The following is a 22,420-nucleotide window of genomic DNA, read 5'->3' on the forward strand; positions in this document are numbered from 1 at the left end:
GACATGGCCACCAAGCAGATCAAGGGAGTTCTGGGCGAGAAGCTCGGCATGACCCAGGTCTTCGACGACGCGGGCAAGATCGTGCCCGTGACGGTTCTGAAGGCCGGTCCGTGCGTCGTGAGCCGCATCCGGACTCCGGACACCGATGGCTACTCCGCTATCCAGCTCGGCTACGGGCAGATCAACCCGCGCAAGGTGAACAAGCCGCTCGGCGACTACCTGCGCGCGCACGACCTGACCCCGCGCCGGCACTACGTCGAGGTCCGCACCGAGGACGCCTCCGAGTACCAGCTCGGCCAGGAGGTCTCCGCGGACAGCTTCGAGAGCGGCCAGAAGGTCGACGTCACGGGTAAGAGCAAGGGCAAGGGCTTCGCCGGTGTGATGAAGCGCCACGGTTTCCGTGGTCTCTCCGCCACGCACGGCACGCAGCGCAAGCACCGCTCTCCCGGTTCCATCGGCGGCTGCGCCACGCCCGGCCGCGTTTTCAAGGGCATGAGGATGGCTGGGCGCATGGGCAACGTGCGCAAGACCGTCCAGAACCTGACCGTCCACTCCGTGGACGCGGAGAAGGGCCTCATCCTGGTTAAGGGTGCTGTTCCCGGTCCCAACGGCGGTCTGGTGCTCGTCCGCACCGCTGTGAAGGGGGACAAGTAAGCCATGGCCCAGATCGAGGTCAAGAACCCCGAGGGTGGCGCCAAGGGCAGCGTCGAGCTGCCGGACAGCGTCTTCGCCCAGCAGGTCAGCATCCCGCTGATCCACCAGGTCGTGAACGGCCAGCTGGCCGCCGGCCGCCAGGGCACCCACGCCACCAAGACCCGCGGCGACGTCCGCGGCGGTGGCAAGAAGCCCTACCGCCAGAAGGGCACCGGCCGAGCCCGCCAGGGCTCCATCCGGGCGCCGCAGTACGCCGGCGGTGGCACGGTCCACGGCCCCCAGCCGCGGGACTACTCCCAGCGCACCCCGAAGAAGATGAAGGCCGCCGCCCTGCGCGGTGCCCTCTCGGACCGGGCGCGTCACGGGCGTATCCACGTCCTCAGCGCCTTCGTGGCCGAGGACGCCGACACCAAGCTCACGCAGACGGCCCTCAAGGCGCTGCGTCAGGTGACCGAGTCCGACAAGGTCCTGGTCGTCCTGGCCCGCGAGGACGAGCACAACCGGCGCGCCCTGCGCAACCTCGAGGAAGTCCACATCCTCGACGCGGACCAGGTGAACACCTACGACGTCCTCTACTCGGACGACGTGGTCTTCACCGAGGCGGGCTACGCCGAGTTCCTGGCCCACGCGGCCGGTGCCAAGGCCGCGCAGTCCGAGGAGGACGACCAGTGAGGATCGCCGACCACCGGGACATCATCGTCGAGCCGGTGATCTCCGAGAAGAGCTACGGGCTCATGGACGAGAACAAGTACACGTTCATCGTTCGCCCGGACGCCAACAAGACCCAGATCAAGATCGCGGTCGAGAAGATCTTCGACGTGAAGGTCACGAGCGTGAACACGATCAACCGCAAGGGCAAGCGCAAGCGCACCCGCTTCGGTTACGGGAAGCGTCCCGACACCAAGCGCGCGATCGTCAGTGTCGCCGAAGGCGACCGGATCGACATCTTCGGTGTCTGACCTTCCGGGTCTGACCGCTACACATCAAGTAACACGTAAAGGAATGCGCGAAGAAGATGGGCATTCGTAAGTACAAGCCGACGACACCGGGTCGTCGCGGTTCCAGCGTGAGCGACTTCGTCGAGATCACGCGCTCGGAGCCGGAGAAGTCCCTGGTGCGTCCGCTGCACTCCAAGGGTGGGCGTAACGGCCACGGCCGCATCACCGCTCGCCACCAGGGTGGCGGTCACAAGCGCGCCTACCGCGTGATCGACTTCCGTCGCCACGACAAGGACGGCGTGCCGGCCAAGGTCGCGCACATCGAGTACGACCCGAACCGCACGGCCCGCATCGCCCTGCTGCACTACGTGGACGGTGAGAAGCGCTACATCCTGGCGCCCGCCGGCCTCAAGCAGGGTGACCGCGTCGAGAACGGTCCGCAGTCGGACATCAAGCCGGGCAACTGCCTCCCGCTGCGCAACATCCCCACGGGTACGTTCGTGCACGCGGTGGAGCTCAAGCCCGGTGGCGGTGCCAAGCTCGGCCGCTCCGCGGGGTCCCAGATCCAGCTCCTGGCCAAGGAGGGGCGTTACGCCACGCTGCGTATGCCCTCCGGCGAGATGCGCATGGTGGAGATCACCTGCCGCGCGACCGTTGGACAGGTCGGCAACGCCGAGCAGTCCAACATCAACTGGGGTAAGGCCGGCCGTTCGCGGTGGAAGGGCAAGCGCCCGACCGTCCGTGGTGTGGTCATGAACCCGGTCGACCACCCGCACGGTGGTGGTGAGGGCAAGACCTCCGGTGGTCGGCACCCGGTCAGCCCCTGGGGTAAGAAGGAAGGCCGGACCCGGGCCAAGAACAAGGCCAGCGACAAGCTCATCGTGCGGCGTCGGCGTAGCGGTAAGAAGAAGCGGTAAGGAGCACGTCTGATGCCACGTAGCCTTAAGAAGGGTCCCTTCGTCGACGACCACCTCGTCAAGAAGGTGGAAGCGCAGAACGAGAAGGGGACCAAGAACGTCATCAAGACGTGGTCCCGGCGGTCCATGATCATCCCGGAGATGATCGGTCACACGATCGCCGTCCACGACGGCCGCAAGCACGTCCCCGTGTTCGTGTCCGAGTCGATGGTCGGCCACAAGCTCGGCGAGTTCGCTCCCACGCGTACTTTCCGCAGCCACGTCAAGGAAGACCGCCGTAGCCGCCGTTAGCGGTTGCAGCAGGAGTAAGAACCATTTCTCCACGGTGAGTGGAGATGAATTTCCGTGAGCGAGGGAAAAGCGATGGGAACGAGGGCTCAGGCACGGTTCGTCCGTGTTACGCCCCGGAAGGCCCGCCGGGTGGTGGACCTTATTCGCGGGTTGCCCGCTGACGAGGCACAGGCGGTGCTCCGGTTCGCGCCCCAGTCGGCGAGCGAGCCTGTTGGCAAGGTACTGGCCAGTGCCATCGCCAACGCTGAGCACAATGACAAGCTGGACCGTGAGACGCTGGTGGTCGAGCGCGCGTGGGTGGACGAGGGTCCGACCCTGAAGCGCATTCGTCCGCGAGGCTTCGGCCGCGCATTCCGGGTGACCAAGCGCACGAGCCACATCACCGTGGTCGTCGCTGAGAACTCGGGCGCCTCGTCCAAGACGAAGGAAAGGACCCGATAGTGGGGCAGAAGGTTAACCCGCACGGGTTCCGCCTCGGTGTCACCACCGACTTCAAGAGCCGCTGGTACGCGGACAAGGCCTACAAGGACTACGTCAAGGAAGACGTGGCGATCCGCCGGATGCTGACCCGCGGCATGGAGCGCGCGGGCATCTCCAAGGTCGAGATCGAGCGCACCCGTGACCGTGTCCGCGTGGACGTCTACACCGCCCGGCCGGGCATCGTCATCGGCCGCCGCGGCGTGGAGGCCGACCGTATCCGGACCGACCTGGAGAAGCTGACCGGCAAGCAGGTTCAGCTGAACGTCTTCGAGGTCAAGAACCCCGAGATCGACGCGCAGCTGGTCGCCCAGGGCGTCGCCGAGCAGCTGAGCAGCCGTGTGGCCTTCCGCCGCGCGATGCGCAAGGCCATGCAGAGCGCCGTCAAGAGCGGTGCCAAGGGCATCCGTATCCAGTGCGGTGGCCGTCTGGGCGGGGCCGAGATGTCCCGCTCGGAGTTCTACCGCGAGGGTCGGGTCCCGCTGCACACGCTGCGTGCCGACATCGACTACGGCTTCTTCGAGGCCCGTACGACCTTCGGCCGCATCGGCGTGAAGGTCTGGATCTACAAGGGCGACGCGCCCGCGACCCGCGCCGAGCGCGAGGCGGCCCAGGCCGCCCAGCGTTCCGCCGGCGGTGGCGGCGGTCAGCGCCGTGAGCGTCCGCAGCGCCGCCGTCGTGGCGGCGGTGGCGGCCAGCAGGGTGGCCAGCAGGGCGCCGAGTCCAAGGCCCCGACTGAGTCCGCGAAGACCGAGGGGAGCTGACCAGTGCTTATTCCTCGTAAGGTCAAGTACCGTAAGCAGCACCACCCGGACCTTCGTGGCAAGGCCAAGGGCGGCACCTCGGTGACCTTCGGTGAGTACGGCATCCAGGCGCTGGACGCGGCCTACGTGACGAACCGCCAGATCGAGGCGGCTCGTATCGCCATGACGCGGCACATCAAGCGTGGCGGCAAGGTGTGGATCAACATCTTCCCGGACCGCCCGCTGACGAAGAAGCCCGCCGAGGTCCGTATGGGTTCCGGTAAGGGTTCGCCCGAGTGGTGGGTCGCTCCGGTCAAGCCCGGACGCGTGATGTTCGAGCTGTCGGGCGTGCCCGAGGCCGTGGCCAAGGAGGCCATGCGCCGTGCGATGCACAAGCTCCCGATGAAGTGCAAGTTTGTTAAGCGGGAGGGGGAGTGATGGCGAAGTCCGTGACTGCCCACGAGCTGCGCGACCAGTCCGTCGAGGACCTGGTCGAGAAGCTCAAGGAAGCGAAGACCGAGCTCTTCAACCTCCGCTTCCAGGCCGCCACCGGCCAGCTCGACAACCACAGCCGTCTGCGTACCGTGAAGCGTGAGATCGCGCGGATCTACACGGTCCTGCGGGAGCACGAGCTGGGCATCGTCCCGCTGTCTGGTGAGTCGGCTGAGGAGACGAAGGAAGCAGCCGAATGAGTGAGAACCAGACCGCGACCCGCAACTACCGCAAGGTGCGCGAGGGCTACGTCGTCAGCGACAAGATGGACAAGACCGTCGTTGTCGAGGTCGAGGACCGCGTCAAGCACGCCCTGTACGGCAAGGTCATCCGTCGGACGACCAAGTACAAGGCGCACGACGAGGCGAACTCCTGTGGCGTCGGTGACCGGGTCCGTTTGATGGAGACCCGGCCGCTCTCCGCGACGAAGCGTTGGCGCGTCGTGGAGATCCTGGAGAAGGCTAAGTAACCCCGGCCTGTCGGCGGCCGACACTCGGTGTCGGCCGCCGGCGCGAGGGGTGAGACCACCTAGCCGTGCGGCAGTGGACCGCACGCATCACATCAGGAGCAGACGTGATTCAGCAGGAGTCGCGACTCAAGGTCGCCGACAACACGGGTGCCAAGGAGATCCTCACCATCCGTGTTCTCGGTGGCTCGGGTCGGCGCTACGCCGGGATCGGCGACACGATCGTCGCCACGGTGAAGGACGCCCTGCCTGGCGCTGGAGTCAAGAAGGGCGACGTCGTCAAGGCCGTTGTCGTGCGCACCGTCAAGGAGCGCCGCCGGCCCGACGGCTCCTACATCCGCTTCGATGAGAACGCTGCCGTGCTCATCAAGGACGGTGGGGACCCGCGAGGCACCCGTATCTTCGGCCCGGTCGGGCGCGAGCTGCGGGACAAGAAGTACATGCGCATCATTTCGCTGGCGCCGGAGGTGCTGTAGGCGATGAAGATCAAATCTGGCGACGAGGTCATCGTCATCGCCGGCAAGGACAAGGGTGCTACGGGGAAGGTCGTCAAGGCCCTTCCGCGTGAGGACCGTGTCGTCGTCGAGGGCGTCAACCTGGTCAAGAAGCACAGGAAGGCCAACCCGGCGGGCGGCCAGCAGGGCGAGGTCGTCACCAAGGAGGCCCCGATCCACGTGAGCAACGTTGCGCTCGCGGAGGACGGCAAGGCCGCCCGGGTGGGCTACCGCTTCGAGGAAGACGGAACCAAGGTTCGGGTCTCCCGCCGCACTGGTAAGGACATCTGATGACGGTCACCAACGACATCACGGTCCCTCCGATGCCGCGGCTGAAGGAGAAGTACCGTAACGAGATCGCTCCCGCCCTCAAGGAGGAGTTCGAGCTCGCCAACGTCATGCAGATCCCCGGTCTGACCAAGATCGTGGTCAACATGGGTGTCGGCGAGGCGGCGCGGGACGCGAAGCTGATCCAGGGCGCGGTCGCCGACCTGTCGGCGATCACCGGGCAGAAGCCGCGGATCAACCGCGCGAAGAACTCCATCGCGCAGTTCAAGCTGCGCGAGGGGCAGCCGATCGGCGCCAGCGTCACGCTGCGCGGCGACCGGATGTGGGAGTTCCTCGACCGGATGCTCTCCCTGGCCCTGCCCCGAATCCGGGACTTCCGTGGTCTGTCCCCGAAGCAGTTCGACGGGAACGGGAACTACACCTTCGGTTTGACCGAGCAGGTCATGTTCCACGAGGTGGACCCGGACAAGGTCGACCGGCAGCGTGGCATGGACATCACGGTCGTCACCACGGCGACCAACGACGACCAGGGCCGCAGCCTGCTCAAGCGGCTCGGTTTCCCGTTCAAGGAAGCCTGAGGGGTAAGGCAAGATGGCTAAGAAGTCCCTGATCGCGAAGGCGGCCCGCAAGCCGAAGTTCGCCGTTCGCGCGTATACTCGATGCTCGCGGTGCGGCCGCCCCCGCGCCGTCTACCGGAAGTTCGGCCTGTGCCGCATCTGCTTCCGCGAGATGGCCCACCGGGGCGAGCTGCCCGGTATCGCCAAGTCGAGCTGGTAGTTCCCGGTGGGGCCGGCCCCGCATCGCCCTCCCGTGAGGGAGAGCACCGCGGGGCCGCCCCCCGGAGCCGCCGCTCACTGGCTCAACAGCAGTGGCCGTTCCCCCACGGCGGGAACGGTCCGGCACCATCCAACCATCAGGGCACGGCAGTCCCTCTCGGGATCGCGGTGCCCACGACCACGCCGTAGGTCCGTTTGTGCACCTCCACGGGTACGCCCGTGCGGGGACAGGTTCTGGGAAGACCCGCACTCGGAAACCGCGGTGAGGAAGGGCCAGTCGGCCATGACAATGACCGACCCGATCGCAGACATGCTGACGCGTCTGCGCAACGCGAATTCGGCGTACCACGACACCGTGACGATGCCGTATTCCAAGATCAAGGCGCACATCGCCGAGATCCTCCAGCAGGAGGGCTTCATCCAGGGATGGCGGACCGAAGAGGCCGTCGTCGGCAAGAGCCTCGTCCTGGACCTGAAGTACGGCCCCACCCGTGAGCGCTCCATCGCGGGCATCCGCCGGGTCTCCAAGCCCGGTCTGCGCGTGTACGCGAAGAAGGAGAACCTGCCCCGGGTGCTGGGCGGCCTCGGTGTGGCGATCATTTCGACGTCCGGTGGCCTGATGACCGACAAGCAGGCCAAGAAGCGTGGCGTTGGCGGCGAAGTTCTCGCCTACGTCTGGTAACAGGGAGAGATTGAAGCATGTCGCGTATCGGTCGACTGCCGATCTCGGCCCCCAAGGGCGTCGAAGTCACGATTGACGGGCAAGACGTCACTGTCAAGGGGCCGAAGGGCGAACTGAAGCACACCGTCGCCGAGCCGATCACCGTCTCCAAGGACGAGGCCGGCGTCATCACGGTGGTGCGTCCCGACGACAAGCCGGAGAACCGGTCGCTGCACGGTCTGACCCGTGCGCTGATCAACAACCTCATCGTGGGTGTCTCCGAGGGCTACGCCAAGACGCTGGAGATCCACGGTGTGGGTTACCGCGTCCAGGCCCGCGGCGCCAACCTGGAGTTCTCGCTGGGCTACAGCCACCCCGTCGTGGTGGAACCCCCGGAGGGCATCAAGTTCCGCGTCGAGAAGCCGACGCTCCTCCACGTCGAGGGCATCGACAAGCAGCTGGTGGGCCAGGTCGCCGCGAACATCCGCGGTCTGCGCAGGCCTGACCCGTACAAGGCCAAGGGCGTGCGGTACCAGGGTGAGCACATCCGCCGCAAGGCCGGAAAGGCTGGTAAGTAGGGATGGGCATCACCGTGAGCCGCAAGCGGACCGCCAAGCGCGCCACTTCCCGTGCGCGCCGCCAGTTCCGCGTTCGCAAGAAGGTGCTGGGCACCGCCGAGCGTCCGCGTCTGGCTGTGTTCCGCTCCTCCAAGCACATCGTCGCGCAGGTCATCGACGACACGAAGGGCCACACGCTGGCCGCCGCGTCCTCGGTCGAGGCCGATGTTCGCGGCCTTGAGGGCACCAAGTCCGACAGGTCCGTCAAGGTGGGCCAGCTCCTCGCGCAGCGCGCGAAGGACGCCGGCGTCACCCAGGTCGTGTTCGACCGTGGCGGGAACCAGTACGCCGGCCGTATCGCCAAGCTCGCCGACGCGGCGCGCGAGGGCGGACTGGAGTTCTAGCCGATGACCTCTGTACTTGGCAACATCAACCACGAGAAGAGGAACCACTGATGGCTGCAGCACCGCGGCGCGGCGCCGGTGGCGAGCGGCGTGATCGCCGTGACGATCGCCGCGGCGGCGCCGCAGACAAGGGTGTCTCCTACATCGAGAAGGTCGTGACCATCAACCGGGTCGCGAAGGTCGTCAAGGGCGGCCGTCGCTTCTCCTTCACCGCCCTGGTCGTCGTCGGTGACGGCAACGGCATGGTCGGTGTCGGTTACGGCAAGGCCAAGGAGGTCCCGGCCGCGATCGCCAAGGGCGTCGAGGAGGCGAAGAAGAACTTCTTCCGCGTTCCCCGCGTCCAGGGCACGATCGTGCACCAGGTCCAGGGTGAGGACGCCGCGGGCGTTGTCCTGCTCCGTCCGGCCGCTCCGGGTACCGGTGTTATCGCCGGTGGTCCCGTGCGCGCCGTCCTGGAGTGCGCCGGCATCCACGACGTCCTGAGCAAGTCGCTCGGGTCGTCCAACCCGCTCAACATCGTGCACGCCACCGTGGCTGCTCTGAAGGGCCTCAACCAGCCCGAGGAGATCGCCGCTCGCCGTGGCCTGCCGATCGAGGACATCGCCCCGGCCGCGCTCCTGCGTGCTCGTGCTGAGGCGAAGGCAGGAGCCTGACCATGGCCAAGCTCAAGATCACGCAGACCCGCTCCAAGATCGGCGGCAAGGAGAAGCAGCACGCTGCCCTCCAGTCGCTGGGCCTGGGCCGGATCGGCAAGTCCACCGTCCGTGAGGACCGCCCCGAGGTTCGCGGGCAGATCACGATCGTCTCGCACCTCGTCTCTGTCGAGGAGGTTGCCGAATGAGCGACTACAACCCCGACGAGCTGCTCAAGCTGCACCACCTGCGGCCGGCCCCGGGTGCCAACAAGACCAAGACCCGCAAGGGCCGCGGCGAGGCGTCCAAGGGCAAGACCGCCGGTCGAGGCACCAAGGGCACGAAGGCTCGTAACACCGTGCGCCCGGGCTTCGAGGGTGGCCAGATGCCGCTCATCAGGCGGGTGCCCAAGCTCAAGGGCTTCAGCAACGCCCGGTTCAAGACGACCTACCAGATCGTCAACCTGGACCGTCTGACCGAGCTCTACCCCGAGGGTGGCGCGGTCACGGTCGAGGACCTGGTCGCCAAGGGCGCGGTTCGCAAGAACCAGCCCGTCAAGGTGCTGGGGACCGGTGAGATCACCGTCGCCGTGCAGGTGAGCGCGAACGCGTTCTCCGCCTCGGCGAAGGAGAAGATCACCGCCGCCGGTGGCTCCGTCACCGAGCTGTAGGGGTCTTCCCCGCGATGCGTTTTAGGGGGCGCCCGCCCAGCAGGTCAGTGACAGACCCGCTGGCGGGCGCCCTCGTGCTTTGTGAGTGGCGATCGTTATGACGGTCGGTCCGCCGTGAGCGGGTGATGACTGTTACAGTGCCATCTGTTCGAACCCCCCGCTTGACGTAATGTGAATACTTCCGAGCACAGGGCGAGACGCTCCGTGCTGACGAGCTACGACGATTCAGGATCGGCCGCGATGTCTGGAACCCGTTCCGCCGCCGAAATCGCGCAGGAGGAGACGTGCTAGGTGCGTTCGTCCGTGCATTCCGCACGCCCGATCTGCGCAATAAGTTGCTGTTCACACTGTTCATCCTGACGCTGTTCCGTCTTGGGGCGGTCATCCCCGCACCGGGTATCAACTCGGCGGCGATCCGGGACCAGATGGAGGCGTTGCGAGCCGGGGACGACACCGGTCTGTACGACGTCGTCAACCTGTTCAGTGGTAACGCGATGCTGCAGCTGGCGGTGTTCGCGCTCGGGGTCATGCCCTACATCACCGCGAGCATCATCATCAACCTGTTGACGGTGGTGATCCCCCGCCTGGAGTCCCTGAAGAAGGAGGGGCAGGCCGGGCAGGCCAAGATCACCCAGTACACCCGTTACCTGACCCTGATGCTCGCGGTCCTGCAGTCGACCAGCATCGTGGCGATGGCGCGCACGGACCTGCTCTTCCAGGGCATCATCCCGGTTCAGGCCTACATGCCCAACCAGGACATCATCACCCTGGTCACCATGGTCTTCGTCATGACCGCCGGTACCGCGCTGGTCATGTGGTTCGGTGAGCTCATCACCGAGCGCGGCGTCGGCAACGGCATGTCGCTCCTGATCTTCACCACCGTCGTGGCGTCGTTCCCGTCGGCGATCCTGGGCATGTACGAGGAGCGCTCGGTCTGGGTCTTCACCATCATCTGCATCGCGGCGCTGGCCCTCGTGGCCGCCGTGGTCTTCATGGAGCAGGCGCAGCGCCGTATCCCCGTGCAGTACGCCAAGCGGATGGTGGGACGCCGGATGTACGGCGGGAGCTCCACCTACATCCCGCTGAAGGTCAACCAGGCGGGCATCATCCCCGTGATCTTCGCCTCCTCGATGCTGTTCCTGCCGCAGATGATCGTCAATCTGGTGGGACCGGAGTCGGACAACGTCGTGATCACGACGATCCAGACCTACTTCCTGCGGCCCGACCAGCCGGCGTACATGGTGACGTTCTTCCTCATGATCGTCGGCTTCGCGTTCTTCTATGTGGCGATTACCTTCAACCCCGTTGAGGTCGCCGACAACATGAAGAAGTACGGTGGGTTCATCCCGGGTATCCGACCGGGGCGTCCGACCGCCGAGTACCTCAACCACGTGTTGAACCGGCTGACGACCCCCGGCTCCCTGTACCTGGGCGTGATCGCTCTCCTGCCGATGGTGGCTCTGGGCGCCACCGGCGCCTCGATGAACGTCCCTCTCGGCGGTACGAGCATCCTGATCATGGTCGGTGTCGGGCTGGACACGGTGAAGCAGATCGAGAGTCACCTCCAGCAGAGGAACTACGAAGGTTTTCTGCGATAAATGCGTGCAGTATTGGTGGGACCCCCTGGGGCCGGTAAAGGCACCCAGGCCCAGATCCTCGCGGCCGAGCTGTCGGTCCCCAAGGTGTCCACGGGTGACATCTTCCGGGCGAACGTCAGCGGCGGCACCGAGCTGGGCAAGAAGGCCAAGGAGTACATGGACCGCGGCGACCTCGTCCCGGACGAGGTCACGAACGCCATGGTCAAGGACCGCCTGGCTCAGGACGACGCGGAGCCGGGCTTCCTGCTCGACGGTTTCCCCCGCAACGTCCCCCAGGCCGAGAAGCTCCGGGAGATGCTCGGGGAGCTCAAGACGCGGCTCGACGTCGTGCTGGAGCTGAGGGTCGACGAGGACGAGGTCGTCAAACGGCTCTCGGGCCGCCGTTCGTGCCCCCAGTGCGGTCGGGTGTACCACGTGGAGTACGACGCGCCGGAGACGGCGGGCCGCTGCGACACCGAGGGCGCCGAGCTCTACCAGCGCGAGGACGACCGCGAGGAGACGATCCGCCACCGTCTCAAGGTCTACCGGGAGCAGACCGCTCCGCTCGTGGAGTTCTACGAGGCGGAGGGGCTGCTGGCCACCATCGCCGCGGCGGGTGCCGTGGAGGAGGTGACGGCCCGTGCCAAGGCCGCCATCGCGGAGAAGGTCGGGAAGGCCGACTCCTGATGTTTCGTAGGGCGGAACCGGACGTGCAGATCAAGACGCCGGAGCAGATCGCCAAGATGAGGGCGGCGGGCCAGGTCGTGGCCCGTGCCCTGGACACCCTCCGGGCCGCGGTGCGGCCCGGAGTGTCCACCCTGGAGTTGGACGCGATCGCGGAGAAGGTGATCCGCGACGCGGGCGCCATCCCCTCGTTCAAGGGCTACCACGGCTTCCCCGGCTCCATCTGCGCCTCGGTCAACGAGGAGGTCGTCCACGGCATCCCCAACGCCGAGCGGGTGCTGGCCGAGGGCGACATCATCTCTATCGACTGCGGGGCCATCCTGGACGGCTGGCACGGCGACTCGGCGATCACCGTCGCGGTCGGCGAGGGCCGTCCGGAGGATCTCCGGATGATGGAGGTGTGCGAGGAATCCATGTGGAAGGGGATCGCCGAGCTGCGGCCGGGCAAGCGCCTGGGCGACGTCGGCCACGCGATCGCCGCCCACATCTCCAAGCACGGCGGCTACGGCAACGTCCGTGAGTACGGTGGCCACGGCATCGGTACCGAGATGCACATGGACCCGCACGTGCTCAACTACGGCAGGCGCGGCAAGGGCCAGCGCCTGGTCGAGGGGATGTGCCTGGCCATCGAGCCGATGACCACGCTCGGCAGGCACGACGTGGTCACACTCGACGACGACTGGACCGTTGTGACCAAGGACGGCGGGCGCGCGGCGCACTTCGAGCACTCGGTGGCCATCACCGCCGAGGGCCCGATGGTCCTGACCGCACGCGAGTCCAACCGCGATAAAATCGCGGAGATGGGGTTCGTCCAGCCGACTTGGTAGTGGCCTTCCGCGTCGTGCGGCGCGCGGCGCCCTTCGGGGAGAAGCGAGGTGTGCGCGGTGTCCGAACCGGTTCCGTCGATGCGGACGTCCGACGAGGAACGCGACCGGGTGGCCCAACTCCTCCAGGAGCAGTTCGCCCAGGGGCGGTTGGACCAGGAGGAGTTCACCGACCGGTTGGGGCAGGTCTACAAGGCGCGCACCGTCGGTGAACTGGCGGAGGTCACCCGGGACCTGCCCGAGCGCGACCTCGCCGACCTGACCGGCGCCGGTCCCCGGGGCGCCGAGTTCGCCGTGGCGCCGCCGATCAGCATGCGGGACCCGGCGCTGATCGTGCCGTGGATCCTCTACGGCGGCGTCAACGTCCTGTGCTTCGTCATCTGGCTCATCCTCTTCCTCACGGGGCAGAACAGCTACCCCTGGTTCCTGTGGGTTCTGGGGCCATGGGGGATCGTGATGGGTGTGGTGACCGTGGGGGTGCTGGCCGCACAGAGAGGCCCGGACGACGGTTCCACCTGACGGTGTTCGCCCTGGGCCTGCCGCTTCGCTTCGGCCCGAACGACACCCCCTCGGGTGGCCGTTTCGCCCCGCGGGTGCGACGGTGTAGGGTGCTCTGCCCGTCGGTTAGGAGTACTTGTCCGAAGGGGATACACTGACACTGCCCATACGCGGGCTGTTGGGTCAGTCTGCCTTCTTCGTGCCCCGTCTTTCCGACGACGTACGCTCTCGCAGTTGGCCCGAACTTCCAGTGTGCTTCGGCGTCGACGACGGTTGGCTTCCTGCACCGTCGTCGGGGCCATCGTGTCATGCGAGGGCACACCGGGACCCGTCGGGTTGTCCTGATCAACCAATCGATGAGCGAGGCGTGGAGGACATGGCAAAGAAGGACGGCGCCATCGAGATCGAGGGTTCCGTTGTCGAGTCCCTACCCAACGCTATGTTCAAGGTAGAGCTCGACAACGGGCACCAGGTCCTTGCCCACATCAGCGGCAAGATGCGGATGAACTACATCCGTATTCTCCCCGACGACCGCGTCGTCGTGGAGCTGAGCCCGTACGACCTCACGCGCGGGCGTATCGTTTACCGCTACAAGTAGCCCGTCGCGGGCCGCACGGCCCAGAGCGGGTGACATCGAGTTCGGAGTCACCATGAAGGTCAAGCCGAGCGTGAAGAAGATCTGCGCGAAGTGCCGCGTGATCCGCCGTAACGGCCGGATCATGGTCATTTGCTCGGACCCGCGGCACAAGCAGCGCCAGGGCTAGCACCCTCGCTCGCCGCGGCTTCCGCGTCGCGACCGCCCGGCAGGGGAACGCGTTCCCCACTGGGCCTGCAAGAACGAACACCTGTTCCGATTCCCGGGAGTGCTCGGGAACCACCCCCGGTCGGAGGCCGGGGCCTCGTCGGTTGGGCGACGGGAGGGTGGAACGGGTCAGACCTCCGCACACACATTGGATGGAGTCTCGCCCACATGGCACGTATCGCCGGCGTCGACCTCCCCCGCGACAAGCGGGTGGAGATCGCTCTCACGTACGTTTTCGGGGTCGGCCGCACCCGCGCGCTCGAAACGCTGAAGAACACCGGTGTCGACGGCAACACGCGCGTCTACAACCTGTCCGAAGAGGACCTGGTCAAGCTGCGCGAGTGGATCGACGCCAACTACCAGGTCGAGGGTGACCTGCGTCGTGAGGTCCAGGCCGACATCCGTCGCAAGATGGAGATCGGCAGCTACCAGGGCATCCGGCACCGCCGAGGCCTCCCGGTCCGCGGTCAGCGCACGCAGACGAACGCCCGCACCCGCAAGGGCAAGAAGAAGACCGTGGCCGGTAAGAAGAAGGCCGGTAAGAAGTAGTCCGCTCGGACTGTCGACCGCGTCCGAGACACACACACGGACCGATGATCTCTGGGAGTTTCGCTCATGCCGCCTAAGGGCCGTCAGCAGGGTGCCGCGCGTAAGGTGCGCCGCAAGGAAAAGAAGAACATTGTTCACGGTCACGCTCACATCAAGAGCACGTTCAACAACACGATCGTGAGCATCACCGACCCCACCGGTGCCGTGATCTCGTGGGCCAGCTCCGGACAGGTGGGCTTCAAGGGTTCGCGTAAGTCGACCCCGTACGCCGCGCAGATGGCCGCCGAGGCCGCCGCGCGCCGCGCCCAGGAGCACGGCGTCCGCAAGGTGGACGTCTTCGTGAAGGGCCCGGGTTCCGGCCGGGAGACCGCCATCCGTTCGCTCACCGCGACCGGTCTCGAGGTCGGCTCCATCCAGGACGTCACCCCGGTTCCGCACAACGGCTGCCGTCCGCCCAAGCGCCGCCGGGTCTGACCCCCGGGCGTCGCTCCGCGCCTCCTACCGCGCGGAGCGTACGCGGCGCTTGGCCCGCGTGGTCCCCGTTGGGGCCGCGCGGGCTGGGTAGGAATCCGAGTAGTGGGCACCGCCGTCTGGGCGGTGTCCGTCCGATGGCCGTCAAATAGCGGTCGGCCATGTGGAAGGGAAGACACGGACCATGTTGATCGCACAGCGTCCCACGCTGACCGAGGAAGCCATCTCGGACCTGCGCTCGAAGTTCGTCATCGAGCCGCTGGAGCCGGGTTTCGGTTACACCATCGGCAACTCGCTTCGGCGTACCCTGCTGTCCTCCATCCCCGGCGCGGCTGTCACCAGCATCCGCATCGAGGGCGTCGAGCACGAGTTCACCACCGTGCCCGGTGTCAAGGAGGACGTCACTGAGATGATCCTCAACCTCAAGGGCCTGGTCGTCAGCTCCGAGCACGACGAGCCGGTGCTGATGTACCTGCGCAAGCAGGGCCCCGGTGTGGTGACCGCCGCGGACATCGCTCCGCCGGCCGGTGTCGAGGTGCACAACCCCGACCTGCACATCGCCACGCTGAACGGCAAGGGCAAGCTGGAGATGGAGCTGACGGTCGAGCGCGGCCGCGGTTACGTCTCGGCGACGCAGAACAAGCAGGCGGGCCAGGAGATCGGCCGGATCCCGATCGACTCCATCTACTCGCCCGTGCTGCGTGTGACGTACAAGGTCGAGGCCACCCGTGTCGAGCAGCGCACCGACTTCGACCGTCTGATCGTCGACATCGAGACCAAGCCGGCCATCCGTCCCCGTGACGCGGTCGCCAGCGCGGGCAAGACCCTGGTCGAGCTGTTCGGCCTGGCGCGTGAGCTCAACGTCGACGCCGAGGGCATCGACATGGGCCCGTCGCCGACGGACGCCGCCCTCGCGGCGGACCTGGCGCTGCCGATCGAGGACCTCAACCTCACGGTCCGGTCGTACAACTGCCTCAAGCGTGAGGGCATCCACAGCGTTGGCGAGCTGGTTGCCCGCTCCGAGCAGGACCTGTTGGACATCCGCAACTTCGGTGCCAAGTCCATCGACGAGGTCAAGCAGAAGCTCGTCGACATGGGCCTGTCGCTGAAGGACTCCCCGCCCGGATTCGACCCCAGCACCGCGGCTGACTCCTACGGCTCCGATGACGACGAGGGCCAGTCCTTCGTCGAGACGGAGCAGTACTAACCGACCTTCGTCGCCCACATGGTCCCCGGCCGAGTGCGGCCGCGGACCGCATCACTAGGAGAACGACACCATGCCCACGCCTACCAAGGGCGCCCGTCTGGGTTCCGGGCCCGCTCACGAGCGGCACATCCTGCGGAATCTCGCCACCGCGCTGTTCGAGCACGGCCGTGTCCGCACCACCGAGGCCAAGGCCAAGCGCCTGCGCCCCTACGCCGAGAAGCTCATCACCCTCGGCAAGCGCGGTGACCTCCACGCCCGCCGTCAGGTCCTGACGCAGATCACGGACAAGTCGGTCGTGCACGAGCTGTTCACCGAGATCGGCCCGCGCTACGAGAACCGCCCCGGTGGTTACACGCGCATCACCAAGATCGGTCCGCGCAAGGGTGACAACGCCCCGATGGCGATCATCGAGCTCGTCGAGGCGCTCGCCGCCCCGGCCGCCCCGGCCAAGGCCCCCGCCGCCGAGGCCACCGAGGCTCCGGCCGAGGAGACCGCCGAGGCTCCGGCTGAGGAGACCGCCGAGGCTTCCGCCGAGGAGAGCTCCGAGAGCAAGTAGGACGTGACGGCGCGGTCGGGTGAGGACCCGGCGCCTACCGTTCGTCGAGTGCCCGATCCCCTGGGGGTCGGGCACTCGTGTTTTCCGGGATGGGTGCGATGGACGACAACGACACGACGGTCCGGCTGAGGCTGGACATCGCCTACGACGGCACGGACTTCTCCGGATGGGCGGTCCAGCCCGGTCGGCGCACGGTCCAGGGGGAGCTGGAGGCCGCGCTGGCGCGGGTGCTGCGGCTGCCCTCGGTCTCGCTGACCTGTGCCGGGCGTACCGACGCCGGGGTGCACGCCAGGGGCCAGGTGGCCCAGGCCGACATCCCGGCCGCCACCTGGGAGAGCGAGGGGGAGCGGGTGGCGCGCCGTCTGGCCGGGGTGCTGCCCAAGGACGTGCGGGTGACCGGGGCGAGGTTGGCGCCGCCCGGGTTCGACGCGCGCTTCTCGCCGCTGTTCCGGCGCTACGCCTACCAGGTGAGCGACGCGCCCTACGGGGTCGACCCGCTGCTGCGGCGGTACGTGCTCTGGCACCGCGGCCCGCTGGACGTGGACCGGATGAACGAGGCTGCGGCGCGTCTCGTGGGCGAGCACGACTTCGCGGCGTTCTGCAGGAAGCGGGAGGGCGCCACCACCATCCGCGAACTGCTGCGCCTGGAGTGGGAGCGCACGGACCGGTACCTGTTGCGGGGAACGATCCAGGCGGACGCGTTCTGCCACAACATGGTCCGTGCGCTCGTGGGCGCGCTCCTGGCGGTCGGGGACGGCCGCAGGGGGGTCACATGGCCCGGAGAGGTGCTCGGGGCCGCTGTGCGCGATTCCTCGGTGCACGTGGTGGGCCCGGAGGGGCTCAGCCTGGAGGAGGTGCGCTATCCGGCCGACGGGGAGTTGGCCGAGCGAGCGACCTCGACCCGCAGGGTGCGGACGCTGCCCTGCCGGGGGCACTCGGCCTGAGCGAGCCCCGTGCCGGGCCCCGTGCCGAGCCCACGAGGCCGTAGAAGACACAGTTGAGAACACAGAGGGCACCCGGAACGGATTCCGGGTGCCCTCGCGCGTGTCGGCGGTGGCGTGTCAGCCGCCGCTCCCGGTGAGCAGTGTGAAGGCCTCGCCGAGGAAGCCCTCGCCGATCGTCTGGAGTTCGGTCGCGACCTCCGAGTCCTCCTCGGCGTCGTTGCCGTCCTTGTTGGCGGCCAGGGAGAAGACGATGTGGTTGCCCCACTGCCCGCTGCTGCCGTAACCGCCGGCGAAGCCGAGGCGCTCGGTGCCGCTGCCCTCCTCGCCCGCGAGTCCGGCGAACCACTTGGCGGCGACCAGGTCCTGCTCGCCCTGGGCGGTGACCGCCTCGCCCTCCGTGGCCATGGTGGCGATCCCCACCGTGACGGCGCGCGTCTCGTCCTCGTTGAGGTAGGAGGCCCGGACGACCTGTTCGCAGCCCTGCTCGGTGAGGACCGTGCCGTAGTCGCCGTGGGCGGCGGTCGCGCAGTCCTCGGCATCCTCCGTCACCACGCGGGTGAAGGTGCCGGCGCCCTCGACGTCGATGGTCTCCGGGAACAGGGACTCGGCGGACAGCGGGCCCTCGGGGCCGGTGGCGCCGTCGGAGGAGGCGCCGTTCCGGGCGAACAGGAAGGCGCCGCCGCCCGCGACGACGAGCAGCGCGACGAAGCCCGCGATGAGGAGGATCTTCGTCCTTCCCCCACCGGAGCTCCGGGACCGGTCCGACCGCTGGTCGGGGTAGCCGTCGTAGTCGTCCAGGTCCTGGAGGTCGAACTGCGCGGTGTCCGCGCCCGCGTTCTCGGGGACCTCGTCGCGGTAGAGCGGACGGTCGTTCCGCGAGCTGGGAGCGGCGGGGACCGCCTGGATGTGCTGTGTGGGGCCCGCGGCGTCCACCGGGGCCATGGGGTCGGGCGCCTGGGGCGGGGGAGGCGGTTGATGCCCCTGGGGGGCCTGACCGGGGGCGCCGGGCATCTGGGCGTACGGAGGCGGGTTGATCGGAGCTTCCCGCGGCGGCCCCTGTGGCGCTCCCGGTTGGGGCGTCATGGCGGGGTGGCCGCCGGAGGGGGCGCCCTGGTAGGCGGTCGGAGGCTGACCGGGGCCTCCCGGCGCGGGTGGGCCGGGAGTGTGGGGCTGTCCCGGTGGGAACGGCGGCTGGCCGGTGCCGGGCCGCTGGTGTTGCTGGTCCTGCGGAGGGGGGAACTGCGGTGCTCCGGCGGGTCCCTGCGGACCCGTGCCCGGAGGCTGCTGGGGCGGTCGCTGGCCGGGCCCGGGGGCGCCGAGGGGTGGGTTCGGACCACTGGGGGTGAGATGTGCCATTCCGGACCGGCCGCCCATCGGGGCGGGGCCGTGCGGCTGCCGCGCGCCGGGATCCATCGGCGGTTGCCCGCCGGTCGGCGCGCCAAGGGCCGGGGGCCGGGGGGCTCCGGGTGGTGTCTGCGGGCCGCTCGGACCGTTCGGAACGGGCGTCTGCGGGCCGCTCGGACCGTTCCGCGGGGGGGCTTGGGGCCCACTCGGGCCGACGTGTCCGGTGGGGGCGCCGGGCTGGGCCCCTCCGGGGCCGGCCGGAGGGGCCGGGGGGTAGGGCTGCCCGTACGCGTCGGGGTGCGGGGGAAGGGGCATCGGCTGCCCGGGCGCGCCGTGCGGCGACGGGGCGCCGTGTGTGGGATGCTGACCGTCGGGCCGGGCCGGGGCGGGGCCGAGCAGGTCCTGTCCGTCACCGCTCTCCGGGCCGGTGGGGTACCCGTCGGGGCCGGGCTGCGGCTGGTTCGGGTGCGTACTGATGGGTGTCTCCGAAGGCTCAGAGGGGGGACTGGACGGCCGCCGGATCCCTGCTCCGGGCTACCGTGACGGGCGTCTCCATGATTCGCGTCCGCGCCCGTCGAGGCGGGCGGAGAACGGCCTTTCGGTGCAAGCGTAGCCAACGCGGAGGCGGAGGAAGGACGAAGCACTCCCGGCGACAGGCATAATAAAAGGCGGAGAGGTCACGGATGTGACCCCGTGCCGGCGCTTTCCCGCCAGGCGTGGTCTTGCCGGGTTGCCCCGCCGCTGGCTTTGACCTGCGCATGGTGGCCAGGTAGGATATTCCGTCGTTGTGCGTTGAGTTGCCGTGGGCCCCAGACTCGGAAGAAGTCGGGTGCCGATCCACGCACCATCGTCTGCGCACTCACCTCCGGATCGTCCTCATTGGCATGGGACATCCGGCCAAGAACGCCCCGCAACCGCGGTGGCGTTTCGTAATACGAGTCCGCCATCCCAGTGCGGGATGGGGCAGCCGACTGAAGAGCGAAGGCAAACGATCGTGCGCACATACAGCCCCAAACCAAGCGATGTTCAGCGTCAGTGGCATGTAGTCGATGCCACCGATCTCGTGCTCGGGCGTATGGCGAGCCAGGTTGCCACGCTCCTCCGGGGTAAGCACAAGCCGTACTACGCGCCCCACATCGACACCGGCGACTTCGTGATCGTCGTGAACGCCGAGAAGGTCGCCCTGACCGGCAACAAGCTGGCCCAGAAGCGCGCTTACCGGCACTCCGGCTACCCGGGCGGTCTGCGTTCCGTCGCCTACGCCGAACTGCTGGAGAAGAACCCCGAGCGGGCCATCGAGAAGGCCGTCAAGGGGATGCTGCCCAAGGGTTCGCTCGGCCGTCAGATGGCCAAGAAGCTCAAGGTGTACGCCGGGCCGGAGCACCCGCACCAGGCCCAGCAGCCGGTGCCGTTCGAGATCAGCAAGATCGAGCAGCCCGCCTAAGCGTTCGCGAGACTTTACAAGAAGCACGAGGAGAACCGTGTCCGAGCCCACCGGCATCGAAGACGTCGCCCAGGACTACGCGGAGAACCCGGAGGAGTTCCCCTCCGAGTACACCAGCGAGTCCGACGAGACGACCGCCGCCTACGTCCCCACCGCGTCCGGCCCCAGCGCCGGCACCGGTCGCCGTAAGCAGGCCGTCGCCCGAGTCCGCATCACCCCCGGTGCGGGTGAGTGGAAGGTCAACGGGAAGCCGCTTGAGGTGTACTTCCCGGACAAGGTCCACCAGCAGACCATCAAGGAGCCGTTCGTCTCCCTCGGGTTCGACGGCGCCTACGACGTCTTCGCCCGTCTGGACGGCGGCGGCACCAGCGGCCAGGCCGGTGCGCTGCGCCACGGCATCGCCCGTGCGCTCGCTTCGCTGGACCCGGAGAACAACCGTCCGACCCTGAAGAAGGCCGGCTTCCTCACCCGCGACTCCCGCGAGGTCGAGCGGAAGAAGGCCGGTCTCAAGAAGGCGCGCAAGGCTCCCCAGTTCTCCAAGCGCTAGTGCTCATGCGCCGACGCCCGCTCGGCTGAGTCTCCACCCGTGCGTCGTCCCCGAGTCGGGGGCGGCGTACGGGTTTTTCGTTTGTTCGGTGGCGTTCTCGCCACGTCGATCTTCTTCTCCGGCGCCGGGTCCGGCGCCGCTTTCGAAAGGGGCTGTGGCCTGTGGCACGGCTGTTCGGAACAGATGGTGTACGGGGTGTCGCCGGTCGGGACCTGACCGCCTCGCTCGCTCTGGAGCTGTCCGTCGCGGCGGCCCGCGTGCTCGCCGAGCGCGCGGAGGGGCGGCGCCCCCTGGCCGTCGTGGGCCGGGACCCGAGGGCCTCGGGCGAGTTCCTGGAGGCGGCCGTGGTCGCCGGACTGGCGAGCACCGGCGTGGACGTCGTCCGGGTCGGCGTCCTGCCGACCCCCGCCGTCGCGTTCCTGACCGGGGAGCTGGACGCGGACTTCGGCGTCATGCTCTCCGCCAGCCACAACCCCGCCCCCGACAACGGGATCAAGTTCTTCGCGCGCGGTGGCCAGAAGCTGGCGGACGCGCTGGAGGACGAGATCGAGGGGATGCTCGGTGTCCCCTCGACCCCCGCCGTGGGCGACGAGGTCGGACGGGTCACCGACGCCACCGACGGGGCGGAACGCTACGTCGGGCACGTGCTGTCATCGCTGCCGCACCGGCTGGACGGGTTGAAGGTCGTCGTGGACTGCGCCAACGGCGCGTCGTCCGCCGTGGCGCCCGAGGCGCTGCGCCGGGCGGGCGCCGAGGTCGTGACGATCGGTGACCGACCGGACGGGCTCAACATCAACGAGGGGTGCGGGTCCACGCACCTGGAGGCGCTCCGGGAGGCGGTGGTGCGGCACGGCGCGGACGCCGGTATCGCCAACGACGGTGACGCCGACCGCTGCCTGGCCGTGGATTCCGAGGGGCGGGTGGTCGACGGCGACCACATCCTCGCGATCCTGGCGGTGGAGGCCAAGGAGGCGGGCCGCCTGGCCGAGGACACCCTGGTGGTGACGGTCATGTCCAACCTCGGGCTCAAGCAGGCGATGGAGCGCGAGGGCATCGCCGTGGTGGAGACCGCGGTCGGCGACCGGTACGTCCTGGAGGAGATGAAACGCGGCGGGTTCGGTCTGGGCGGTGAGCAGTCCGGGCACGTCATCCTGCTGGACCACGCGACCACCGGCGACGGCGTCCTGTGCGGCCTGCACCTGCTCGCCGCGATGGCGCGGCGGCAGCTGGGACTGGCGGAGCTGGCCAAGGTGATGACGCGGCTGCCGCAGGTGCTGGTCAACGTGTCCGGTGTGGACAAGGCCCGGACCCACGAGTCCGAGGAGCTCGCCGCCGCCGTGCGTGAGGCCGAGGCCGAGCTCGGTGGTAGCGGGCGCGTGCTGCTCCGGCCCAGCGGGACCGAGCCGAAGGTGCGCGTGATGGTCGAGGCCCCGGAGCAGGAGCAGGCCGGCGCCGTGGCCGAACGCCTGGCCGCCGCCGTGCGGTCGGCGCTGGGCTAGGGGACCCGTGGGCA

Annotated in this window: 35 protein-coding genes; 34 read left to right on the plus strand and 1 reads right to left on the minus strand. The window is 68.2% G+C overall.

Annotation, left to right across the window (positions count from 1 at the left end; translation table 11 throughout):
• The first annotated feature begins 3 nt into the window (after positions 1 to 3).
• The 31 genes from rplC (at position 4) to truA (ending at position 17,572) form a co-directional block, all read left to right on the plus strand.
• Positions 4 to 654, plus strand: coding sequence for a 50S ribosomal protein L3 (gene rplC / locus KIK06_RS26885; RefSeq protein ID WP_017598537.1), 651 nt, complete (start codon positions 4 to 6; stop codon positions 652 to 654).
• Between the two features lie 3 nt (positions 655 to 657).
• A complete protein-coding gene (gene rplD / locus KIK06_RS26890; protein ID WP_017598538.1) occupies positions 658 to 1,326 on the plus strand; it encodes a 50S ribosomal protein L4 in 669 nt (222 codons plus the stop codon).
• A complete protein-coding gene (rplW, locus tag KIK06_RS26895; protein ID WP_017598539.1) occupies positions 1,323 to 1,613 on the plus strand; it encodes a 50S ribosomal protein L23 in 291 nt (96 codons plus the stop codon). Before rplD ends, rplW begins: the two co-directional genes overlap by 4 nt.
• Positions 1,614 to 1,669: 56 nt before the next feature.
• Positions 1,670 to 2,509 (plus strand): 50S ribosomal protein L2, encoded by an 840-nt coding sequence (rplB, locus tag KIK06_RS26900; RefSeq protein WP_017598540.1) that lies wholly within the window; start codon positions 1,670 to 1,672, stop codon positions 2,507 to 2,509.
• Positions 2,510 to 2,521: 12 nt separating this feature from the next.
• Complete coding sequence (gene rpsS, locus KIK06_RS26905; protein WP_017598541.1) at positions 2,522 to 2,800, plus strand: 30S ribosomal protein S19; 279 nt, start codon at positions 2,522 to 2,524, stop codon at positions 2,798 to 2,800.
• 72 nt (positions 2,801 to 2,872) lie between these two features.
• Entirely contained in the window at positions 2,873 to 3,241 is a 369-nt protein-coding gene (gene rplV, locus KIK06_RS26910; protein WP_017598542.1) for a 50S ribosomal protein L22, read from the plus strand.
• Complete coding sequence (gene rpsC / locus KIK06_RS26915; protein ID WP_268645592.1) at positions 3,241 to 4,041, plus strand: 30S ribosomal protein S3; 801 nt, start codon at positions 3,241 to 3,243, stop codon at positions 4,039 to 4,041. Before rplV ends, rpsC begins: the two co-directional genes overlap by 1 nt.
• Positions 4,042 to 4,044: 3 nt before the next feature.
• Positions 4,045 to 4,458, plus strand: a complete 414-nt coding sequence (gene rplP, locus KIK06_RS26920) for a 50S ribosomal protein L16 (RefSeq protein ID WP_017598544.1) — start codon at positions 4,045 to 4,047, stop codon at positions 4,456 to 4,458.
• Positions 4,458 to 4,712, plus strand: coding sequence for a 50S ribosomal protein L29 (rpmC, locus tag KIK06_RS26925; RefSeq protein WP_017598545.1), 255 nt, complete (start codon positions 4,458 to 4,460; stop codon positions 4,710 to 4,712). Before rplP ends, rpmC begins: the two co-directional genes overlap by 1 nt.
• Positions 4,709 to 4,981 (plus strand): 30S ribosomal protein S17, encoded by a 273-nt coding sequence (rpsQ, locus tag KIK06_RS26930; RefSeq protein WP_017598546.1) that lies wholly within the window; start codon positions 4,709 to 4,711, stop codon positions 4,979 to 4,981. Before rpmC ends, rpsQ begins: the two co-directional genes overlap by 4 nt.
• Before the next feature lie 104 nt (positions 4,982 to 5,085).
• Positions 5,086 to 5,454, plus strand: coding sequence for a 50S ribosomal protein L14 (gene rplN / locus KIK06_RS26935; protein WP_013156121.1), 369 nt, complete (start codon positions 5,086 to 5,088; stop codon positions 5,452 to 5,454).
• Between the two features lie 3 nt (positions 5,455 to 5,457).
• On the plus strand, positions 5,458 to 5,763 hold the full coding sequence (gene rplX / locus KIK06_RS26940; protein WP_017598547.1) for a 50S ribosomal protein L24: 306 nt from the start codon (positions 5,458 to 5,460) through the stop codon (positions 5,761 to 5,763).
• Positions 5,763 to 6,338 carry a 50S ribosomal protein L5 gene (rplE, locus tag KIK06_RS26945; RefSeq protein ID WP_017598548.1) on the plus strand — a complete coding sequence of 192 codons (576 nt, stop codon included), beginning with the start codon at positions 5,763 to 5,765 and terminating at the stop codon, positions 6,336 to 6,338. The genes rplX and rplE overlap by 1 nt, the downstream gene beginning before the upstream one ends.
• A 13-nt stretch (positions 6,339 to 6,351) precedes the next feature.
• The gene (locus KIK06_RS26950) at positions 6,352 to 6,537 is read left to right on the plus strand and encodes a type Z 30S ribosomal protein S14 (RefSeq protein ID WP_017598549.1); all 186 of its coding nucleotides are present in this window, start codon (positions 6,352 to 6,354) and stop codon (positions 6,535 to 6,537) included.
• 282 nt (positions 6,538 to 6,819) lie between these two features.
• Entirely contained in the window at positions 6,820 to 7,218 is a 399-nt protein-coding gene (rpsH, locus tag KIK06_RS26955; RefSeq protein WP_017598550.1) for a 30S ribosomal protein S8, read from the plus strand.
• Between the two features lie 17 nt (positions 7,219 to 7,235).
• Positions 7,236 to 7,775: a 50S ribosomal protein L6 gene (rplF, locus tag KIK06_RS26960; RefSeq protein ID WP_017598551.1), complete on the plus strand. Its 540-nt coding sequence runs from the start codon at positions 7,236 to 7,238 to the stop codon at positions 7,773 to 7,775.
• Positions 7,776 to 7,777: 2 nt separating this feature from the next.
• The gene (gene rplR / locus KIK06_RS26965) at positions 7,778 to 8,158 is read left to right on the plus strand and encodes a 50S ribosomal protein L18 (protein ID WP_017598552.1); all 381 of its coding nucleotides are present in this window, start codon (positions 7,778 to 7,780) and stop codon (positions 8,156 to 8,158) included.
• 50 nt (positions 8,159 to 8,208) lie between these two features.
• On the plus strand, positions 8,209 to 8,811 hold the full coding sequence (rpsE, locus tag KIK06_RS26970) for a 30S ribosomal protein S5 (protein ID WP_017598553.1): 603 nt from the start codon (positions 8,209 to 8,211) through the stop codon (positions 8,809 to 8,811).
• 2 nt (positions 8,812 to 8,813) lie between these two features.
• Positions 8,814 to 8,999: a 50S ribosomal protein L30 gene (gene rpmD / locus KIK06_RS26975; protein WP_017598554.1), complete on the plus strand. Its 186-nt coding sequence runs from the start codon at positions 8,814 to 8,816 to the stop codon at positions 8,997 to 8,999.
• Positions 8,996 to 9,460, plus strand: a complete 465-nt coding sequence (gene rplO, locus KIK06_RS26980; protein ID WP_268645593.1) for a 50S ribosomal protein L15 — start codon at positions 8,996 to 8,998, stop codon at positions 9,458 to 9,460. The genes rpmD and rplO overlap by 4 nt, the downstream gene beginning before the upstream one ends.
• A 284-nt stretch (positions 9,461 to 9,744) precedes the next feature.
• A complete protein-coding gene (secY, locus tag KIK06_RS26985) occupies positions 9,745 to 11,058 on the plus strand; it encodes a preprotein translocase subunit SecY (RefSeq protein WP_026127589.1) in 1,314 nt (437 codons plus the stop codon).
• Complete coding sequence (locus tag KIK06_RS26990; protein WP_268645594.1) at positions 11,059 to 11,724, plus strand: adenylate kinase; 666 nt, start codon at positions 11,059 to 11,061, stop codon at positions 11,722 to 11,724.
• Entirely contained in the window at positions 11,724 to 12,548 is an 825-nt protein-coding gene (gene map / locus KIK06_RS26995) for a type I methionyl aminopeptidase (RefSeq protein ID WP_268645595.1), read from the plus strand. Before KIK06_RS26990 ends, map begins: the two co-directional genes overlap by 1 nt.
• A gap of 57 nt (positions 12,549 to 12,605) precedes the next feature.
• Positions 12,606 to 13,064, plus strand: coding sequence for a DUF1707 SHOCT-like domain-containing protein (locus tag KIK06_RS27000; protein ID WP_026127590.1), 459 nt, complete (start codon positions 12,606 to 12,608; stop codon positions 13,062 to 13,064).
• A 355-nt stretch (positions 13,065 to 13,419) separates the two neighbouring features.
• Positions 13,420 to 13,641 carry a translation initiation factor IF-1 gene (infA, locus tag KIK06_RS27005; RefSeq protein WP_013156135.1) on the plus strand — a complete coding sequence of 74 codons (222 nt, stop codon included), beginning with the start codon at positions 13,420 to 13,422 and terminating at the stop codon, positions 13,639 to 13,641.
• A gap of 52 nt (positions 13,642 to 13,693) precedes the next feature.
• Positions 13,694 to 13,807: a 50S ribosomal protein L36 gene (rpmJ, locus tag KIK06_RS27010; RefSeq protein WP_013156136.1), complete on the plus strand. Its 114-nt coding sequence runs from the start codon at positions 13,694 to 13,696 to the stop codon at positions 13,805 to 13,807.
• A 206-nt stretch (positions 13,808 to 14,013) separates the two neighbouring features.
• Positions 14,014 to 14,394, plus strand: a complete 381-nt coding sequence (rpsM, locus tag KIK06_RS27015; RefSeq protein ID WP_017598560.1) for a 30S ribosomal protein S13 — start codon at positions 14,014 to 14,016, stop codon at positions 14,392 to 14,394.
• Between the two features lie 66 nt (positions 14,395 to 14,460).
• Positions 14,461 to 14,868, plus strand: a complete 408-nt coding sequence (gene rpsK, locus KIK06_RS27020; RefSeq protein WP_017598561.1) for a 30S ribosomal protein S11 — start codon at positions 14,461 to 14,463, stop codon at positions 14,866 to 14,868.
• Positions 14,869 to 15,049: 181 nt separating this feature from the next.
• Positions 15,050 to 16,072 (plus strand): DNA-directed RNA polymerase subunit alpha, encoded by a 1,023-nt coding sequence (locus KIK06_RS27025; protein ID WP_017598562.1) that lies wholly within the window; start codon positions 15,050 to 15,052, stop codon positions 16,070 to 16,072.
• A gap of 70 nt (positions 16,073 to 16,142) precedes the next feature.
• Entirely contained in the window at positions 16,143 to 16,628 is a 486-nt protein-coding gene (gene rplQ, locus KIK06_RS27030; RefSeq protein WP_017598563.1) for a 50S ribosomal protein L17, read from the plus strand.
• Between the two features lie 98 nt (positions 16,629 to 16,726).
• Positions 16,727 to 17,572: a tRNA pseudouridine(38-40) synthase TruA gene (gene truA, locus KIK06_RS27035; protein WP_268645596.1), complete on the plus strand. Its 846-nt coding sequence runs from the start codon at positions 16,727 to 16,729 to the stop codon at positions 17,570 to 17,572.
• Between the two features lie 117 nt (positions 17,573 to 17,689).
• On the opposite strand, the gene KIK06_RS27040 is transcribed toward truA, so the two are convergent.
• Positions 17,690 to 18,514 carry a hypothetical protein gene (locus tag KIK06_RS27040; RefSeq protein ID WP_193789756.1) on the minus strand — a complete coding sequence of 275 codons (825 nt, stop codon included), beginning with the start codon at positions 18,512 to 18,514 and terminating at the stop codon, positions 17,690 to 17,692.
• Between the two features lie 1,396 nt (positions 18,515 to 19,910).
• Between KIK06_RS27040 and rplM the strand changes: the two genes are divergently transcribed.
• The 3 genes from rplM (at position 19,911) to glmM (ending at position 22,406) form a co-directional block, all read left to right on the plus strand.
• A complete protein-coding gene (rplM, locus tag KIK06_RS27045) occupies positions 19,911 to 20,360 on the plus strand; it encodes a 50S ribosomal protein L13 (protein ID WP_017598565.1) in 450 nt (149 codons plus the stop codon).
• A 37-nt stretch (positions 20,361 to 20,397) separates the two neighbouring features.
• A complete protein-coding gene (gene rpsI, locus KIK06_RS27050; protein ID WP_017598566.1) occupies positions 20,398 to 20,907 on the plus strand; it encodes a 30S ribosomal protein S9 in 510 nt (169 codons plus the stop codon).
• Positions 20,908 to 21,068: 161 nt separating this feature from the next.
• Positions 21,069 to 22,406, plus strand: coding sequence for a phosphoglucosamine mutase (gene glmM, locus KIK06_RS27055; protein ID WP_017598567.1), 1,338 nt, complete (start codon positions 21,069 to 21,071; stop codon positions 22,404 to 22,406).
• Positions 22,407 to 22,420 lie beyond the last annotated feature (14 nt).

The sequence above is a fragment of the Nocardiopsis sp. EMB25 genome, assembly GCF_026797795.1.
Taxonomy (GTDB): Bacteria; Actinomycetota; Actinomycetes; order Streptosporangiales; family Streptosporangiaceae; genus Nocardiopsis; species Nocardiopsis lucentensis.